Annotated in this window: 15 protein-coding genes; 3 read left to right on the top strand and 12 right to left on the bottom strand. The window is 66.4% G+C overall.

Annotation, left to right across the window (positions count from 1 at the left end):
* Window positions 1-147: 147 nt before the first annotated feature.
* Complete coding sequence (locus J0J10_RS26275; protein ID WP_291650500.1) at window positions 148-1,416, top strand: hypothetical protein; 1,269 nt, start codon at window positions 148-150, stop codon at window positions 1,414-1,416.
* A gap of 185 nt (window positions 1,417-1,601) precedes the next feature.
* Here J0J10_RS26275 and J0J10_RS26270 read toward each other — a convergent pair whose 3' ends face one another.
* From J0J10_RS26270 to J0J10_RS26260, 3 genes are all read right to left on the bottom strand, one after another.
* A complete protein-coding gene (locus J0J10_RS26270; protein ID WP_291650498.1) occupies window positions 1,602-4,784 on the bottom strand; it encodes an efflux RND transporter permease subunit in 3,183 nt (1,060 codons plus the stop codon).
* A 185-nt stretch (window positions 4,785-4,969) separates the two neighbouring features.
* A complete protein-coding gene (locus J0J10_RS26265) occupies window positions 4,970-6,187 on the bottom strand; it encodes an efflux RND transporter periplasmic adaptor subunit (protein ID WP_291650496.1) in 1,218 nt (405 codons plus the stop codon).
* A 52-nt stretch (window positions 6,188-6,239) separates the two neighbouring features.
* Window positions 6,240-7,076, bottom strand: a complete 837-nt coding sequence (locus J0J10_RS26260) for an alpha/beta hydrolase fold domain-containing protein (RefSeq protein ID WP_291650494.1) — start codon at window positions 7,074-7,076, stop codon at window positions 6,240-6,242.
* A gap of 125 nt (window positions 7,077-7,201) precedes the next feature.
* Between J0J10_RS26260 and J0J10_RS26255 the strand changes: the two genes are divergently transcribed.
* Complete coding sequence (locus J0J10_RS26255; protein WP_291638249.1) at window positions 7,202-8,149, top strand: LysR family transcriptional regulator; 948 nt, start codon at window positions 7,202-7,204, stop codon at window positions 8,147-8,149.
* Window positions 8,150-8,232: 83 nt separating this feature from the next.
* The gene (locus J0J10_RS26250) at window positions 8,233-9,522 is read left to right on the top strand and encodes an amidase (RefSeq protein WP_291650492.1); all 1,290 of its coding nucleotides are present in this window, start codon (window positions 8,233-8,235) and stop codon (window positions 9,520-9,522) included.
* 92 nt (window positions 9,523-9,614) lie between these two features.
* Here J0J10_RS26250 and J0J10_RS26245 read toward each other — a convergent pair whose 3' ends face one another.
* From J0J10_RS26245 to J0J10_RS26205, 9 genes are all read right to left on the bottom strand, one after another.
* Window positions 9,615-10,064, bottom strand: coding sequence for a DUF411 domain-containing protein (locus J0J10_RS26245; RefSeq protein WP_291650491.1), 450 nt, complete (start codon window positions 10,062-10,064; stop codon window positions 9,615-9,617).
* A gap of 35 nt (window positions 10,065-10,099) precedes the next feature.
* Complete coding sequence (locus J0J10_RS26240) at window positions 10,100-10,378, bottom strand: hypothetical protein (RefSeq protein WP_291650489.1); 279 nt, start codon at window positions 10,376-10,378, stop codon at window positions 10,100-10,102.
* Window positions 10,375-10,695 (bottom strand): copper-binding protein, encoded by a 321-nt coding sequence (locus J0J10_RS26235; protein WP_465247258.1) that lies wholly within the window; start codon window positions 10,693-10,695, stop codon window positions 10,375-10,377. The genes J0J10_RS26240 and J0J10_RS26235 overlap by 4 nt, the downstream gene beginning before the upstream one ends.
* A complete protein-coding gene (locus tag J0J10_RS26230; RefSeq protein WP_291650487.1) occupies window positions 10,692-11,180 on the bottom strand; it encodes a cupredoxin domain-containing protein in 489 nt (162 codons plus the stop codon). Before J0J10_RS26230 ends, J0J10_RS26235 begins: the two co-directional genes overlap by 4 nt.
* A gap of 26 nt (window positions 11,181-11,206) precedes the next feature.
* Complete coding sequence (locus J0J10_RS26225) at window positions 11,207-12,643, bottom strand: multicopper oxidase family protein (RefSeq protein WP_291650485.1); 1,437 nt, start codon at window positions 12,641-12,643, stop codon at window positions 11,207-11,209.
* Between the two features lie 18 nt (window positions 12,644-12,661).
* Window positions 12,662-14,116: a TolC family protein gene (locus J0J10_RS26220; protein ID WP_291636652.1), complete on the bottom strand. Its 1,455-nt coding sequence runs from the start codon at window positions 14,114-14,116 to the stop codon at window positions 12,662-12,664.
* A 2-nt stretch (window positions 14,117-14,118) separates the two neighbouring features.
* Complete coding sequence (locus J0J10_RS26215) at window positions 14,119-14,373, bottom strand: hypothetical protein (RefSeq protein ID WP_291650483.1); 255 nt, start codon at window positions 14,371-14,373, stop codon at window positions 14,119-14,121.
* Window positions 14,374-14,454: 81 nt separating this feature from the next.
* Window positions 14,455-15,831 (bottom strand): ATP-binding protein, encoded by a 1,377-nt coding sequence (locus J0J10_RS26210; protein ID WP_291650482.1) that lies wholly within the window; start codon window positions 15,829-15,831, stop codon window positions 14,455-14,457.
* The gene (locus tag J0J10_RS26205; protein ID WP_291650480.1) at window positions 15,828-16,574 is read right to left on the bottom strand and encodes a response regulator transcription factor; all 747 of its coding nucleotides are present in this window, start codon (window positions 16,572-16,574) and stop codon (window positions 15,828-15,830) included. Before J0J10_RS26205 ends, J0J10_RS26210 begins: the two co-directional genes overlap by 4 nt.
* Between the last annotated feature and the right edge of the window lie 252 nt (window positions 16,575-16,826).

Raw genomic sequence — 16,826 nt, 5'->3', positions numbered from 1 at the left:
CCGGGCGCCCCTGGGACAACAGCACGTCGACCTGGCGCAGCTTCGCGACGATCTCTTCAGGCTTGTGCTTCTTCTGCGGCATAATGGGCATCCTCCAAGGCTCGAAAGCCTACTTCAGGGAGGGCCACTTTTCAGGGGGCAGGCCAAGTGAACAGGACGAACGACCGGCATGGCGAGCTGGAGAACGAAACTGCGGCCATTGCGTGGCTGTTCAATGAACGTGAACAGCATATGCGGAGTTTGGCCAAGGATATCGTTACTACTAATCAGCTCTATGAAATGCCGCTCGTGACGCCCGAAGGTTCCAAATTTCTCGTTTTCGACGGCAACCGGCGTGTGACCTGCCTCAAACTCCTGGAAAACCCACGTCGAGCACCTACCACTCAGCTTCAAACGTACTTTGAGGATCTTAGTCGCCAATGGGCCGGCGCACCTATTAGCAAAGTCGACTGCCAAGTTGAAACTGATCGAGACCGGGTCGACGAAATTCTCTATCGGCGGCATACGGGTGTTCAAGGCGGAGTTGGCCAGAGCATGTGGGATGACCGCATGAAGTCCATCTTCGTTGCGCGCACTGGAAAAGGCGGAGGTCTAAACGTAGCTGACGAAATCGAACGGCGTCTCCAAGAAGCAAATATGCTACCCACGCGTCGCAAGATACCTCGTTCAACCATGAACCGCCTTCTGTCAGCGGAGCCATTTCGCAATCGCCTCGGCTTTAGTGTCAGCAGAGGGAAATTTGAGTTTACGCACGACGAGAATATCTCGATGCGAGCAATAGCTCGTGTAGCCCAAGACCTTGCCGCTCGCGAGCTCGTACTGGGCGACATTTGGGATGTTGATGGTAAGCGGAGCTATCTAGACAAGCTTGAGCGCGAAGGGGTTTTGCCGTCGGCAGTTAATGCGCTCACACGTGCCGCAACGGCGCCTAAATCCAACAAAATCCAGCTATCTCGCCCGGCGGCCGCAGCAAATCCAAGTCAAAGGGCGACCCTAATTCCGCACACTGACTATGGAATTGTTTGGCCGGGCAGACTCCAACGTCACCACCAAATCTGGGAGGAACTCCAATTTCGACTGGAACTTAAGCGGCAACCGAATGCAATCTCGGTTCTGCTAAGGGTCCTTCTAGAGATGGCGATTGAAAACTGCGTCAAACAAGGCCCGGTGCCTGTGTACGACGGGGACAAACTCGCTGTGAGGGCGTTGAAATGCGCAAATCATCTTCACGTCGGAGGTCATATTGACGACAAGCAACTCGGAATGATCAAGAAATTTCAACAGTTAGATCAACTTGTATCTGCTGACACCATGAACCGCTATGTACACTCGCCAAATTTCGCACCTTCACCAGAACATCTGGCATCGATGTGGGACAGCTTGGCTGAATTCATTGTTGCCTGCCTGCGTACTTAACTAGCGCCTAGATTTTTCGGATAACGAGGAGGGTGACACCCAAACCCTCCGTGGCAAGGACCGCGCTTTCCGTCATGGTCGGGCTTGTCCCGACCATCCACGTCTTCCCTAATGCAATGCGGTGTTCAAGACGTGGATGCTCGCCACAAGGGCGAGCATGACGAGTTGGAATAACGGCGCATACTTCACGCCGCCTCGGCGAGGTGCTCCCTCCCCTCCACCCCATGCTGCCGCAGCGGCTTGTTCCCCGACAACCTCCGCATCAGCACGTAGAACACCGGCGTCAGGAAGATGCCGAAGGCGGTGACGCCGATCATGCCGGCGAAGACCGCGATGCCCATGGCCTGGCGCATCTCGGCGCCCGCCCCGGTCGAGAGCACCAGCGGTACCACGCCCATGACGAAGGCGAGCGAGGTCATCAGGATCGGCCGCAGGCGCAGGCGGCTGGCCTCGATCGCGGCCTCGACCGGCGTGCGGCCCTCGAATTCGAGCTCGCGCGCGAATTCGACGATCAGGATGGCGTTCTTGGCGGATAGCCCGACCAGGACGACGAGGCCGATCTGGGTGAAGACGTTGTTGTCGCCGCCGCTCCACCAGACGCCGGCCAGCGCCGCGAGCAGGCCCATCGGGATGATCAGCAGGATCGCAACCGGCAGGGTCAGGCTCTCATACTGCGCCGCCAGCACCAGGAAGACGAGCAGGATCGCAACCGGGAAAACCAGGATGGCGGAATTGCCGGCCAGGATCTCCTGATAGGTCAGCTCGGTCCATTCGAAGGCGAAACCCTTGGGCAGGGTCTCGGCAGCGATGCGGGTGACGGCGTCCTGCGCCTGGCCCGAGGAATAGCCCGGGGCCGGGCCGGCATTGATGTCGGCGCTGAGGAAGCCGTTATAGCGCATGGCCCGTTCGGGGCCGGCATCGGTGCGGACATTAAGCACGGCCGAGAGCGGCACCATCTCGCCCGAGAGCGAACGGACCTTGAGCTTGCCGATGTCCTCCTGATAGGCGCGGAAGGGCGCATCGGCCTGGACGCGCACCGTGTAGGTGCGGCCGAACTTGTTGAAGTCGTTCACATAGGATGAGCCAAGATAGATCTGCAGGGTCTCGAAGACATCGGTGACGGGGACGCCGAGCTGGCGCGCCTTGGTGCGGTCGATGTCGGCATAGAGCTGGGGCACGCTGACCTGGAAGCTCGAGAACATGCCGGCAAGCTCGGGCGCCGTCGCGGCCCTGGCCATGAAGGCCTTGGTCGCCTCGTCGAGCGCCTTGTAGCCGAGGCCGGCGCGGTCCTCGATCTGCAGCTTGAAGCCACCGATGGTACCGAGCCCCTGGACGGGCGGCGGCGGGAACATCGCGATGAACGCCTCCTTGATGCCGGCAAACTCCTTGTTGAGCTGCATGGCGATGGCGTTGCCCGAGAGCGACGGGTCCTTGCGCTGGTCGAAGGGCTTCAGGCCGACGAAGACGATGCCGGCGTTCGACGAATTGGTGAAGCCGTTGATCGACAGGCCCGGGAAGGAGATCGCGTTCTCGACGCCGGGATGCTTCAGCGCGATCTCGTCCATCTTGCGGATGACGTCCTCGGTACGGTCGAGCGTCGCCGCGTCGGGGAGCTGGGCGAAGCCGACGAGGTACTGCTTGTCCTGGCCCGGCACGAAGCCACTGGGAACGGCGCGGAAGAGCACGCCGGTCAACGCGACGAGGCCGACATAGATCACGATCATCAGCGTCTTGCGGCCGAGGATGCGGGTGACGCCGCGGCCATAGGCCTCGGAGGAACGGTTGAAGAAGCGATTGAAGCCGCGGAAGAACCAGCCGAACAGCTTGTCCATGAAGCGGGTCAGCGCGTCCTTGGGGGCGTCGTGCCCGCGCAGCAGCAGCGCGGCGAGCGCGGGCGATAGGGTCAGCGAGTTGATCGCCGAGATCACCGTCGAGATCGCGATGGTGAGCGCGAACTGGCGGTAGAACTGGCCGGTCAGGCCCGAGATGAAGGCGAGCGGCACGAAGACCGCGACGAGGACGAGCGCGATCGCGATGATCGGGCCGGAGACCTCGCGCATCGCCTTGTAGGTCGCCTCGCGCGGCGAAAGCCCGTTCTCGATATTGCGCTCGACATTCTCGACCACGACGATGGCGTCGTCGACGACGATGCCGATCGCCAGGACGAGGCCGAACAGCGAGAGCGCGTTGATCGAGAAGCCGAAGAGATACATCACCGCGAAGGTGCCGACGACGGAGACCGGCACGGCGGCGAGCGGGATGATCGAGGCGCGCCAGGTCTGCAGGAAGACGATGACGACGAGCACGACCAGCGCCACCGCCTCGAGCAGCGTGGTGATCACCGCCTTGATCGAGGCGCGGACGAACTGGGTGGTGTCGTAGACGATCGAGTAGTCCACGCCTTCCGGCATGTTCTGCTTGATCTCGCGCATCGTCGCCTGGACCTGGTCGGCGATGGCGATGGCGTTCGAGTTCGGCGCCTGGAAGACCGGCACTGCGACGGCCGACTTGCCATTGAGCAGCGAGCGCAGCGCGTATTCAGCGGCACCGAGTTCGATGCGCGAGACGTCCTTCAGGCGGACGACGGCGCCGCTCGGGGCGGTCTTGACGATGATCTCGCCGAACTCCTCCTCGCTGGCGAGACGGCCCTGCGCATTGACCGAGAGCTGCAGGTCGAGCCCCGGCCCGCTCGGCGAGGCGCCGATGACGCCGGCCGCGGCCTGGACGTTCTGGGCGCGGATTTCGCGGACGATGTCGGAAGGCGAGAGGCCGTGCTCGGCGACCTTCTGCGGATCGAGCCAGACGCGCATCGAATAGTCGCCCGAGCCGAAGAGCTGGACCTGGCCGACGCCGTCGATGCGCGCCAGCCGGTCCTTGACGTTGAGCACGGCGTAATTGCGCAGATAGGTCATGTCGTAGCGGCCGTTCGGCGAGGTGATGTGCACCACCATCGTCAGGTCGGGCGAGCTCTTGATGGTGGTGACGCCGAGGCGGCGCACCTCCTCCGGCAGGCGTGGCTCCGCCTGGGAGACGCGATTCTGGACCAGCTGCTGGGCCTTGTCCGGGTCGGTGCCGAGGCGGAAGGTGACGTTCAGCGTCATCACGCCGTCGGTCGTCGCCTGGCTCGACATATAGAGCATGCCCTCGACGCCGTTGATCTGCTCCTCGATCGGCGTCGCCACGGTCTCGGCGATGACGCGCGGATTGGCGCCGGGATACTGGGCCCGCACCACCACGGTCGGCGGCACGACCTCGGGATATTCCGAGATCGGCAGCACGCGCAGCGAGAGCAGGCCGGCGATCAGGATCAGGACGGAGAGGACGCCGGCGAAGATCGGCCGGTCGATGAAGAACTTCGAGAGGTTCATTGGGGTGCCCCTTCAAGGCGGCTTCCCCGCCGGTCCCGAAGCGGCCGGCGGGGCGGAAAACGGGGAGTATCGCTCCACCCGTCATGCTCGCCCTTGTGGCGAGCATCCACGTCTTGGGCACCGCGCTCGATCGGCGAGGCGAAGACGTGGATGGTCGGGACAAGCCCGACCATGACGGCGGAGACTCAGTGCTGCGCGAGCTCGGTCCTGGGCTCCTTCAATTCGGAGCGCTCGGCCATCGGCACCTGCTCGGGGGCAACGCTCGCGCCGGGCCGGATGCGCTGCAGGCCGTTGACGACGATCTGCTCGCCGGCTTCGAGCCCGCTGGTGACGATGCGCAGCCCTTCGGCCGCGGCGCCGAGCGTGACCTCGCGCCAGGCCGCCTTGTGATCCTTGCCGACGACGAAGACGAACTTCTTGTTCTGGTCGGTGCCGACAGCGCGCTCGTTGATGACGAGGGCCGGCTCGCTCTTCGCCTGGCCCATGCGCAGGCGCACGAACTGGCCGGGCAGCAGGGCGCCGTCCTTGTTGTCGAAGATCGCCCGGACGCGAACCGTGCCGGTCGCGGCATCGATGCCGTTGTCGACGAAGCTGAGATGGCCGGAGACCGGCGCTGCCTCGTTGGCGGCGGTCGTCATCTGCACCGGGATGCGGTTCAGATCGCGGGCCTTGCCGGGCTCTACCGGCAGCGTCGACAGCGCCTTGAGGAGCGAGCCCTCATCGGCGTTGAAGCCGGCATAGACCGGATCGACCGAGACCAGCGTCGTCAGCAGCGGCGCATTTGCGCCGGCGGCGACGAGGTTGCCGAGGGTAACCTCGAGGCGGCCGATGCGACCGCCGATCGGGGCGCGGATCTGGGTGTAGTCGAGGTTGAGCCGCGCCGATTGCAAAGCGGCGCGGGCGGCACGCTCGTTTGCCTGCGCCTCACGCAGCGCGTTCAGCCGCGTGTCGAGATCGCGCTGCGAGACGTTCTGCGACGACATCAGCTTCTGGCCGCGCTCATGCTCGTTGGCGGCGAGGGCGACACGGGCTTCGGCGGCGAGAAGCTGCGCCTGCGCGCGCTCGAACTCGGCCCGGTAAGGAGCCTGGTCGATGCTGACGAGCAGGTCGCCCTGCTTGACCAGCGCGCCCTGGGCGAAATGCACCTGCTCGACGACGCCGGTGACGCGCGAACGGATCTCGACGCGCTCGATTGCCTCGAGCCGGCCGGAGAACTCGGCCCAGCTGACGAGATCGTGCTGCTCGACGAGGGCGACGGACACCGCCGTCGGCGGCGCAGCGGCAGGCGCAGTATCGCCCTGTGCCTTGTCGGAGCCGTTGACGGCGATGGCGAGCGCCGCGAGCGAGACGCCGGCGGCCAAGGCGGTGCCCAACAGGGCGTGACGGATCGTTCCCAGAATCATGGGTCATTCCTTCCTGGAGCTGAAATTCGAAAGTCGGGGGTGGCAGCGCCGCCTAGCGAGGCGCGGTCATCGAGAAGAACTCGCTTACATTCTGACAGGCCGAACAGAGGCAGGAACCGTCCCGCGGCGCCTCGGCGAAAGCCTCCGGCCAATGGCTGGGCCCGCCGAGGACGTGCACCGTCGCCTCGCCCCCGGCAGCCCGCAAGCGAAGCCCGTAACTGACGCTTTCGTCGCGCAAGAGGTCGTCCTCGGCGCTGACGATCAGCGCCGGCGGCAGACCGGACAGGCGCGAGGCGTTGGCCGGTGTCGCATAGGGATGCGCGGCCTTTTCGGGCGAGCCGAGATAGGCGTGCCAGCCATCGGCCCAGCGGCAACCGACCGGCCCGGCCTCGGCATGGCGGAAGGAATAGGTGCCGAGGCAGGCATCGAGCATCGGCGAGAACAGGATCTGGCCGGCGAGCGGCGGCCCGTGCCGGTCGCGCGCCATCATGGCAAGCGCGGCGGCGAGGTTGCCGCCGGCCTCCTCGCCCGCCACATAGAGCGGCGCCCGCTTTGAGACCCAGCGCGCCTTGTCGCCGGCAATCGTCTCCAGTGCCGCATAGGCGGTCTCGAGCGCGTGGGGGAAACGCGATTCCGGCGCCAGCGGATAGGGCAGCGAGATCACGATCGCGCCGGCCTCGGCCAGCGTCGTCGCGACCGCCTCGCCGGAAGCGAGCGAGCCGCTGTCGAAGGTGCCGCCATGCAGATGCAGGACGAGACCGGCATCGTCCGGCACCGAGGCCGGGGCATAGAGCCGGCCGGACAGCGTCTCGGACCCGGCCTTGACGGCCTGTTCGCGCCAGAAGACGGCGCGGCGGTAGCGGCTTTGGGGGAGCGAAGGAGCGAGCATGGCTGACGACTGACGAATATTGCGATCCGTCATCATTTAGGAGATAGTACGAACGCAATAAACCGCCGATCCGCTCCCACATTGTTTCTGTATGGAAACAATCCCCGGATCAGCCAGGAGGCCGGATGGACCAGCTCAACGCCATGCGCGCCTTCGTGCGCGTCGTCGAGGTCGGCACCTTCACCCGTGCGGCGGAGCTGCTCGACCTGCCCAAGCCGACCGTGACCAAGCTGATCCAGCAGCTCGAAGGCCATTTGCGGGCGCAGCTGCTCAACCGCACGACACGGCGCGTCACGGTCACCATGGACGGCGCCGCCTATTACGAGCGGGCGCTGCGCGTGCTCGGCGAGATCGACGAGCTCGATGCCAGCATGGCGTCGTCACAGGCGCGGCCGAGCGGGCGCCTGCGCCTCGACGTCGCCGCCCCCCTGGCGATCGAGGTGATCCTGCCCGCCCTGCCCGGCTTCCTGGCGCGCTATCCGGAAATCCAGATCGATATCGGCCTCGGCGACCGCCCGGCCGATCTGATCGGTGAGAATCTCGATCTCGCCGTGCGAGCGGGCGAGATTCAGGACCAGAGCCTGATCGCCCGGCGCGTCGGCGAGATGCTGCTCGTCACCTGCGCGACGCCGGCCTACCTCGCCCGGCACGGCACGCCGCAGCATCCGCGCGACCTCGAAACCGGCCATAAGGTGATCGGCTATCGCGCCGCCGGGACCAGCCGGCCCCTGCCCTTCACCTTCGCGACGAAAAAGGAGACGATCGAGGTGCGCGGCGACCATGTCGTCTCGCTCAACGAGGGCACCGGCTATCTCGCCGCCGGACTCGCAGGCCTCGGCGTGATGCAGGTGCCGACCTTCATGGCGCAGGAGCACATTGCCGCCGGGCGGCTGGTGCCGCTGCTGACCGGCTGGTGCACCTCGCCCAAACCGCTGCACATCGTCTACCCGCCGAACCGGCACCTCTCGAACAAGGTGCGGGTCTTCGTCGACTGGCTGGCCGAGCTCTTTGCCCAGGACGACCTGATCCAGCGCCGCTCCACCCTGCCCGGCTCCTGCGGCGAGGCGGCCTGAGCCCAGCGCGGGGTTTCTTCGACCTCGGAATGCGCTAACCAGAGGCACCGCCGCATGCGGTGCCCGAAGCGAGGTCTATCCCCATGTCACGCAGCGTCCGCGACCAGCTCGAAGCCATTCTCGGAAGGATCGGCGACGGCGCCCCCGTCTTCACCCGGCTCCTGGCCGGGACGGCCCGCGCAGAGGCCGACGCCGCCGATGCACGCAGCGCAGCCGGGCTCAGCCTGAGCCCGCTCGACGGCACGATCGTCTCGATCAAGGATCTGTTCGACGTACGCGGCGAGACCACCTGGGCCGGCTCCAGCCTGCTCAAGGGCGCCGCTCCCGCGGCGCAGGATGCGCCGATCGTCGCAAGGCTGCGCCAGGCCGGCGCGGTGATCATCGGCAAGACCAATATGAGCGAGTTCGCCTTCTCCGGGGTCGGGCTCAACGGCACCTTCGGCACGCCCGGCAATGCGCTGGACGCGGCCCGTATTCCCGGCGGCTCCTCCTCGGGGGGCGCCGTCTCGGTGGCGCAGGGCTCGTCGGAGCTGACCGTCGGCACCGATACCGGCGGCTCATGTCGGATTCCGGCGGCGCTGAACGGCATCGTCGGGATGAAGCCGAGCCATGGCTCGGTTCCGGACGAAGGCTGCTTCCCGCTTGCGCCGAGCCTCGACGTGATCGGCCCGCTGGCGAAGGACGTCGCCGGCTGCGCCCGGCTGCTGTCGGTGCTGACTGGGCGCCCCTTCACGCTCGCCGAGGGGCTCAACCCCCGCCGCTTCCGCGTCGGCGTCGCCCGCGGCGGCTTCCTCGCCGAAGCTTCCCCCTCGGTGGTCAAGGCCTATGAGGCGGCGATCGCGCGCGTCGAGCGCCTCGGCGTCGCGCTCGAGCCGGTCGATCTTGACGGCATCTGGCAGGAGATGATGGCGACCTTCTCGGTACCGCTGGTCGCCGTCGAGGCCGCCGCCGTGCATCGCGACGCCATCGCCAGCAAGCCGGACGCCTTCGACCGGCGCGTCGCGGCACGCATCTCGCTCGGCACCGCCTACAAGGCCGCCGACTATATTGTGGGCATGCAGACCCGTCGCAGGCTGATCGCCAAGCTCGCCGCCGCTCTCGACGGGCTCGACGGTTTCCTCGCCCCGACCGTGCCGATCGAGGCTCCGACGATCGCCGCGCTGGAGGCCAGCGACGACGCCTTCTTCATCGCTAACCGGCTGATGCTGCGCAACGCCGCCTTCGGCAACCTGTTCGATCTGTGCTCGATCTCGCTGCCGATGCCGCTCGGCGACAAGCTCTCGGGCGGGCTGATGCTGAGCGCCATAACCGGGCAGGATCAGCGCTTGCTCAATCTGGCCAAACTGATCGAACCGGCTGCCGCAGGGCACTGAAACACCTGTGCCGCGCGCTCCGCGCCAGTTCGGGGCGGGACGCACGGCACGGCAGGAAACAGGCAATGCCCGGACAGCGTCCGGGCCGCCGCTCAGTGACTGGCGAAGACGGTGTGCGAGCCGTCCTTGGCGATCAGCCAGGTGTCATAGCGATCCGCCTTGACGCCGGGGACTTCCATGCCGGGCGAACCGACCGGCATCTCCGGGACGGCGAGGCCGCGGGCCTGCGGCCGCTCGCGCAGCAGGCGGCGGACATCGGCGGCAGGCACATGCCCTTCGACGAAATAGCCGTCGACCATGGCCGTGTGGCAGGATTCGGCGGCATCGGGCACGCCGAACTCGCGCTTGCGAGCCGCCAACTCCTCGGTCATCACCACCTTGGTCTCGAAGCCCGCCTTCTTCATGTGGTCGACCCAGGCGCCGCAGCAGCCGCAGGAGGCGCTGCGATAGACGGTGACGACCGGAGCGGCCCCCTGGGCCGCGAGCGGCAGCGACGCGGAACAGGCAAGAGCTCCGGCGATCAGGCCACGACGCGTAAGCATTCCAACTCTCCTTCTGGCGGGCGAAGCCGCAGCCCTCATTCCGGCTGCTCCTCCTGCGTCCTTTCGCGAACGCATACCCCCTTGATGCAAGTGACGATGACGAGCTTGTGCGCCGAGCCGAAGCAATTCGCACGATAGCTCGTCACCCCGTCCCGGTCGAACAGCGTCTCGAGCCGGAAACGGGGGCAACCGGCCTCGAGCAGTACGGCTTGCAGATTGCCGTCGCTGCCGAAGCCTGCCTGCGGCGCACCCAGGACGCACACCGCGGCCAGGCAGGCCGGCCGGGTGAGCGCCAGGGCGCGCCGAGGGCTCATTTCTGGATCTTTGTGACCGTAATCTGACCGTTCACCCGCTCGGCCGTGAACTTGATCTTGTCACCGGCCTTGACGGTCTTGAGCATCTCCGGATCACCGGCGCGGAACACCATCGTCATCGCGTCCATGTCGAGGTTCTTGATCGGGCCATGGTCGACGGTGAGCTTGCCCTGGGCAGTGTCGACCTTCTTGACAGTGCCGGTGACGAGCGGCGCGTTCTGGGCGAGCGCCGGCGCGGCGAGCAAGGTGGCGAGAGCCAAGCTGGAAATGGTCATACGCAAGGGAGAACTCCTGTCTTCGTAGGGGTCGCGGTTCACTTGACGATGATCTTGCCGGTCATGCCGGCTTCGCGGTGACCGGGGATCAGGCAGGAGAAATCGAACTCACCGGCCTTGGTGAACTGCCAGAGGATTTCGCCGTTTTTCTTCGGGGCAAGGCGCTTGGCGTTCGGGTCGTCATGTTCCATGTCGGGATTTTTCTGCATCTCGATGGCGTGCTTGAGGTTTTCCTCCAGCGTCGCCACCACCAGCTCATGGTCGAGCTCACCCTTGTTGCGCAACTGGAAGCGGACCTGCTCGCCGCGGCGCACCTCGATCCGGTCCGGAATGAACAGCATCTTGCCGTCGCGCTCAGTCATCGAGACCTGGACGATGCGCGCCTTCTTCTTCGGATCGCCCGGCTTGCCATAGGCGGTCTCGTCGCCATGCCCGTGGCCGGCGCCCCCGGGACCGGCAAAGGCCGCCGTCGACAGGGCGAGCGCCGCGGCCGCGCCAAGGGCGATGGATCTGATCTGCGTCTTCATCGGCGTGCTCCGTTCGCGATTGCGCCTCAATGATGGGAATGTCCGCCGGATTTGGCCCGGGGAAGCAGCTTGCCGTCCGGACCGAGCTTCGGCTTGCGCGGATCCCTGGCACGCCAGTCGACCGAAGGCGCACCGCTGTCGGGCCCCTCCGTGCGCGGCGCCTCGACGAGCTTCGGCCCCTTGTACTCATAGGCGACGGTGCCTTCGGGGTGCTTGAACCAGCCCGGATCCTTGTAGTCGTTCTTCGCCAGCCCCTCGCGGACCTTCAGCACCGAGAACATGCCGCCCATCTCGACCGGCCCGAACTGCGCGAAGCCGGTCATCATCGGCAAGGTGTTGGCCGGCAGCGGCATCTCCATCGCGCCCATCTCGCCCATACCGGTCGAGCCCATCGGCATGTAGCCCGGCGCGATCCTGGCGATGCGCTTGGCAAGGTCCTTCTTGCTGACGCCGATATAGTTCTTCACCGAATGCCCCATGGCATTCATGGTGTGATGCGATTTATGGCAGTGGATCGCCCAGTCGCCGAGCTCGTCGGCGACGAAGTCGAAGGCGCGCATCTGGCCGACGGCGACGTCGATCGAGACCTCGTCCCAGGCCGCTGCCGGATCGACCCAGCCACCATCCGTGCACGAGACCTTGAATTCGTAGCCATGCAGATGGATCGGGTGATTGGTCATGGTCAGATTGCCGAAGCGGATCCGGACCTTGTCATTCTTGCCCACGACGAAGGGGTCGATGCCCGGAAAGACACGGCTGTTCCAGCACCACATGTTGAAGTCGGTCATCTCGGCGACCCGCGGCACATAGGAGCCGGGTTCGATATCGAAGGCGTTGAGCAGGAAGACGAAATCGCGATCGACGCGGCGAAAGGCCGGGTCCCTGGGATGGACGACGAAGAAGCCCATCATGCCCATCGCCATCTGGACCATCTCGTCGGAATGGGGATGGTACATATAGGTGCCCGAGCGCCGCAGCTCGAACTCGTAGACGAAGGTCTTGCCCGTGGGGATATGCGGCTGGGTCAGCCCGCCGACGCCGTCCATGCCGTTCGGCAGACGCTGGCCGTGCCAGTGGATCGTGGTGCTCTCCGGCAGCCTGTTGGTAACGAAGATGCGGACCTTGTCGCCCTCGACCGCCTCGATGGTCGGCCCCGGCGACTGGCCGTTATAGCCCCAGAGATAGGCCTTCATGCCGGGCGCCAGCTCGCGCTCGACCGGCTCGGCGACGAGGTGGAACTCCTTCCAGTCGCCGTTCATGCGCCAGGGCAAGGTCCAGCCGTTCAGCGTCGCGACCGGCTGGTAGTCCGGCCCCGTGGTCGGGACGAGCGGCGCCTGGGTCGTCGCCTCCTTCATGGTCGGCGCCTCCGGCACCGAGGCGAAGGCGGTGCGACCGGAGACCGCGCCGGCCGCGGCGACGACGAGGCCGGAGGTGCCGATGAAGCCCCTGCGTGAGATGGTCATGCTGTCGTTCCCCGCTCGCTAATGGCCGCCGCCGGCCTCGCCGCCGGACGCGGCAGCGACGGTGGCCCCGCCCCCGCCCGCCCCGCCGCCGATGACGACATGCTTGAGGTCGGTATGGGCGATCCAGAAATCCCGCCGCGCATTGATCGCCGCGACGTTCGAGAGGATGCGGGCGCGCGCATCGGTGATGAGCTGCGTCACGTCGATCAGCATGCCGTTATAGTGCAGCAGCGACTCGTCCTGGATGATCTTGCGCAGCGGCAGGACATTGTTCTGGTACTGGCGGGCAATGTCGTAGGTGGCGCGATAGCCGACATAGGCTTCGCGCGCCTCGGAGCGGATGTTGACCGCCTTCTCCGCCAACTTGTTAGCGGCTTGCATGTAGGTCTGCTCGGCCTGCACCACCTTGGACTGGCCGAAATCGAAGATCGGGATCTCGATCTCCAGTTCGACCGTGCGGCTGCGGCTGGTCTCGCGCTCGACTTCGCCGGCATGTGACAGGCTGCGGCCACGGTCATAGGTGCGGCGGCCGAGCAGATCGATGTCGTTGACGAAGCGCGTCGCATTGGTCAGGCCGAGCGCCCCGGCGAGCGCATCGAGATCGGCGCGGGCGACCTTGAGATCGATGCGCTTGCGCAGCGCCTCGGATTCGATCGCCTTGACGCTCTGCAGCCGCGGCAACGGGGCGAGCATACCGGGCAGCTTGAACTTGAGTTCGTCGCCCCAGAGGCCAAGCTGGCGCACCAGCCGCTCGCGTTCCTGGCGCTGCACGAGCCGCGCCTGGGCGAGCTGGGCTCCGAGCTCGGCATCAAAGGCGAATTCGCGGGCCTGGTCGAGCTTGTTGACGCCGCCGGATTCGCCAAGGCGCTTGAACAATTCGGCGGCCGCGTCGCTCGAGCCCTTGGCCTGCTCGATGAAGCCGACCTGGGCATTGGCCGCGACGGCGCGGTGATATTGCCGGCGCGTGTCGGCAGCGAGCTTCAGCACCGTCTCGGCGGTACGCAATTGCGCGGCCTGGAAGCGCTCGCGGGCGATCTCGGCCCGCGCCGGCAGCGTCACCAGTGCGAAGATGCTGCCGGCGATCTGCCGCTCGATCTCGAGAGCGAAGCGCCCCGAGCGGCTGGAGATGCCGAGTGTCGGATTGGGCGGCAGGCTGGCAGCGACCATCTGTGCCTCGGCGATGCCGAGCTCGTTGAACGCGGCCTGCAGGCCACGATTGTTGAGCAGGGCGACCTGGACGGCGGCATCGGCGCTGAGCGGCTGCTTCAAAAGCTGGTCGACGCGCGCCTTGGCGCTGATCGCCCCGGTCGCATCAGTGATCTTGACGACATCCTTGTTGAGCTCGGCGAAGGCGACGTCACGGGCGACGCCGGTCCCGGCATCGGGCGAGAATGAGGCGCAGCCTCCGAGAAGGACGGCGAGCGCGACCGGCAGGCCGCGGCGGCCATGGAGGGACAGGTTCCGCTGCTTCACGATCACTGCCCCTTCGGCGTCACTTGGCGGTTGAGATCCTGCCAGCCCTTGGGCTCGGCCGGGCGCAGCGCCCTGGCGCCGGAAACGGCGACATAGGATGGCGCCGGCACGGCGACGCTCGGGTCGGCCGGGTGGCGACCGGCGAGCGGATAGGTCGGGCTGCAGCCCGCCGCCAATACGGCGAGCGCCAGGACGGCCGCGACATTGCGCGTCCGAAAGGAACGTCGGAAAGGATGCGGTGGAGGCTCGGTCGGCATCGCTCGCTGGCTTCGCAGAGGTGAATCGGCTGACGAAGCGAAATTAGCGAAACGGCCTCCGGAGCGGTGTTACATATTGTTTCAGCGGCCGGAACGGGCCGAAACCTCGGCCTGCGGCAGCCGGACGCGCGCCCGCAGACCGCCCTCGGGCCGGTTCTGCAAGGTGACGTCGCCGCCATGGCCGCGCAGCGCGCTGCGTGCGATCGTCAGGCCGAGACCGACGCCGCCAGTCTCGCGGCTGCGCGAGGTTTCGAGGCGCACGAAGGGCATGAAGACCCGCTCGAGCTCCGTCTCCGGCAGACCTGGACCGTCATCGTCGATCAGGATCTCCGCTCCGCCGGCGTCCTGCGCCAGGCTGATCCGGACCGGGCCGCCATAGCGCGCGGCATTGTGGACGAGATTGGTCAGAGCCCGCTTAAGCAAGAGGCGCCGGCCACGCCAGCGCAGCTTGCCCGGCCCTTCCAGCACGACGTCGTGGCCGGCATCGAGCGCATCGTCCTTGATCGTCTCCAGCAGGGCGGCGAGATCGAAATCGCGCAGTGGCTCCTCGCTGCGCTCGCCGCGCAGGAAGGTCAGGCTGGCATCGAGCATCGCCTCCATCTCGTCGAGATCGGCATCGATCGCCGGCGGCAGCGCCTCGTCCCGCGCGCCCTTCGCCTCGCGCAGCTCCTGCGCCCGCAGCCGCAGCCGGGTCAGCGGCGTCTTCAGATCATGCGAGATCGCAGCGAGCGTCTGGGTACGCTCGTCGATCAGACGCTTGATGCGGTTTTGCATGTCGTTGAAGGCACTGGCGAGCTCGCGCACCTCGGCCGGCCCCTCGACCGGCAATTGCGGTGCCTCCGCCCCGACATAGGCGCGGCGCGCGGCATCGGCGAACATGCGCAGCGGCCTTGTCAGCCAGCGCACCATCAGGATCGCGACGAGGATGACGCCGAGCCCCATCAGGCTCGTCGACCAGACGATGCCGTGCATGCTGCCATGCGGGCCGCTGAGCTTGGTCACGCTGAAATTGACCCAGCCCTCGTCAGGCGCCCTGATCGAGAGCTGGAACTGATGGGGGTCGATGCCGCCATCCGGCAGGCGCGGCGCCGAGAGGATCAGGCGCTCCTGGGCGAGTTCTGGTGCAAGTTCGAGCAGCCTGCCCCGCAGGGGCTCGAACTCGGGTCCGGCGCTGGCCCCGGCGCCCCCGGCAGTGAGCTCCGTCGCGCTCCAATGGACTTCGATCGGGCCGCCCGAAAGCGAATGCGCGATCGTCTCGCGCTCCTCGACCGGCAACGCCAGCACGGCGCGCTTGATAGTGACCAACCGTTCGGCCAACCGGCTCTCATTGGCGAGATCGACCTCGGAACGCAGCCCGATCTGATAGCTCCACAGGCTGAGCAGGTGGAAAAGACCCAGCCCCAGCAACAGCACGACGATGGTGCGCGACTGGATCGTATCCGCGGCGCGCCAATTCATCGACGCTCGACCTCCGGCAGGAACATGTAGCCGGTGCCGCGCACGGTCTTGATCATGGCATCGCCGCCAGCCTCGATCTTCTTGCGCAGGCGGCTGATCTGCACGTCGACGACGCGGTCGAAGCCGGTGGCGACGCGGTTCTTGGCGATGTCGAGCAGCGCCTCCCGCGACAGCACCTTGCCCGGTGCCTCGACGAAGGCGCGCAGCATGTCGAACTCGCCGGTGCTGAGATCGACGACGCTGCCTTGCGGATCGACCAGTTCGCGGCGGACGATGTCGAGGGTCCAACCGGAGAAGCCATAGCTGCGCACCGCGGCAGCACCGGGCTGGCTGACCGCCCGCCGGGCCCGCCGGATCAGCGCGTTGATCCGTGCGACCAGCTCGCCGGGGCTGAACGGCTTGGCGAGATAATCGTCGGCGCCGAGATCCAGGCCCGAGATACGTTCGTTTTCCTCGCCGCGCGCCGTCAACATGATCACCGGGACGGCGGAACTGCGACGCAGCTCGCGGCAGAGCTCGAAGCCGGAGGCTCCGGGCAGCATGACGTCGAGCACGATCAGGTCGACCGGCGCCCCCTTCAGGCTGTCGGCCATCTCACGGCCGTCGGCGGCGGCGCTGACGCGGTAGCCATTGGCCCGGAGCAGGCGGCTGACCAGAAAACGGATCTGCGGATCGTCATCGACGACGAGGATATGGGCCTCTGGCGAGCCGAGCGGCGCGGGGCTCGCGGCGGTGTCGTTCACGGCATGCTGGTCCCTGGTCGTTCGTGGCAAAGGCTTCTTCCAGATCACCGCGCATCGGTTCGGACGCAGTCACGGTGATCCATCTTTTTGTTATCGCATCGGAGTTTTCCGAACAGTGGATCCCGCTTTTCGGTCCGATGCTATAGCGCGGCCGGCCTCGATACGATCGTGACAAATTGTTTCGGCGCCCTGCCCCGCGCCCGTCTGATCTTGCTGGCCGTCGAGTCGAGCCCGTCGCGGCGGAATTTGCAA

The organism is Allobosea sp., from assembly GCF_017308075.1.
Taxonomy (GTDB): Bacteria; Pseudomonadota; Alphaproteobacteria; order Rhizobiales; family Beijerinckiaceae; genus Allobosea.
The sequence above is the reverse complement of the archived record's forward strand: the minus strand, read 5'-3'. Positions and strand labels throughout refer to the sequence as shown.

Bases quoted from the DNA above. Each gene is read 5' to 3' on its own strand.
- J0J10_RS26270 (WP_291650498.1), bottom strand. From the start codon at position 4,784: ATGAACCTCTCGAAGTTCTTCATCGACCGGCCGATCTTCGCCGGCGTC.
- J0J10_RS26265 (WP_291650496.1), bottom strand. From the start codon at position 6,187: ATGATTCTGGGAACGATCCGTCACGCCCTGTTGGGCACCGCCTTGGCC.
- J0J10_RS26260 (WP_291650494.1), bottom strand. From the start codon at position 7,076: ATGCTCGCTCCTTCGCTCCCCCAAAGCCGCTACCGCCGCGCCGTCTTC.
- J0J10_RS26255 (WP_291638249.1), top strand. From the start codon at position 7,202: ATGGACCAGCTCAACGCCATGCGCGCCTTCGTGCGCGTCGTCGAGGTC.
- J0J10_RS26250 (WP_291650492.1), top strand. From the start codon at position 8,233: ATGTCACGCAGCGTCCGCGACCAGCTCGAAGCCATTCTCGGAAGGATC.
- J0J10_RS26245 (WP_291650491.1), bottom strand. From the start codon at position 10,064: ATGCTTACGCGTCGTGGCCTGATCGCCGGAGCTCTTGCCTGTTCCGCG.
- J0J10_RS26240 (WP_291650489.1), bottom strand. From the start codon at position 10,378: ATGAGCCCTCGGCGCGCCCTGGCGCTCACCCGGCCGGCCTGCCTGGCC.
- J0J10_RS26230 (WP_291650487.1), bottom strand. From the start codon at position 11,180: ATGAAGACGCAGATCAGATCCATCGCCCTTGGCGCGGCCGCGGCGCTC.
- J0J10_RS26225 (WP_291650485.1), bottom strand. From the start codon at position 12,643: ATGACCATCTCACGCAGGGGCTTCATCGGCACCTCCGGCCTCGTCGTC.
- J0J10_RS26215 (WP_291650483.1), bottom strand. From the start codon at position 14,373: ATGCCGACCGAGCCTCCACCGCATCCTTTCCGACGTTCCTTTCGGACG.
- J0J10_RS26210 (WP_291650482.1), bottom strand. From the start codon at position 15,831: ATGAATTGGCGCGCCGCGGATACGATCCAGTCGCGCACCATCGTCGTG.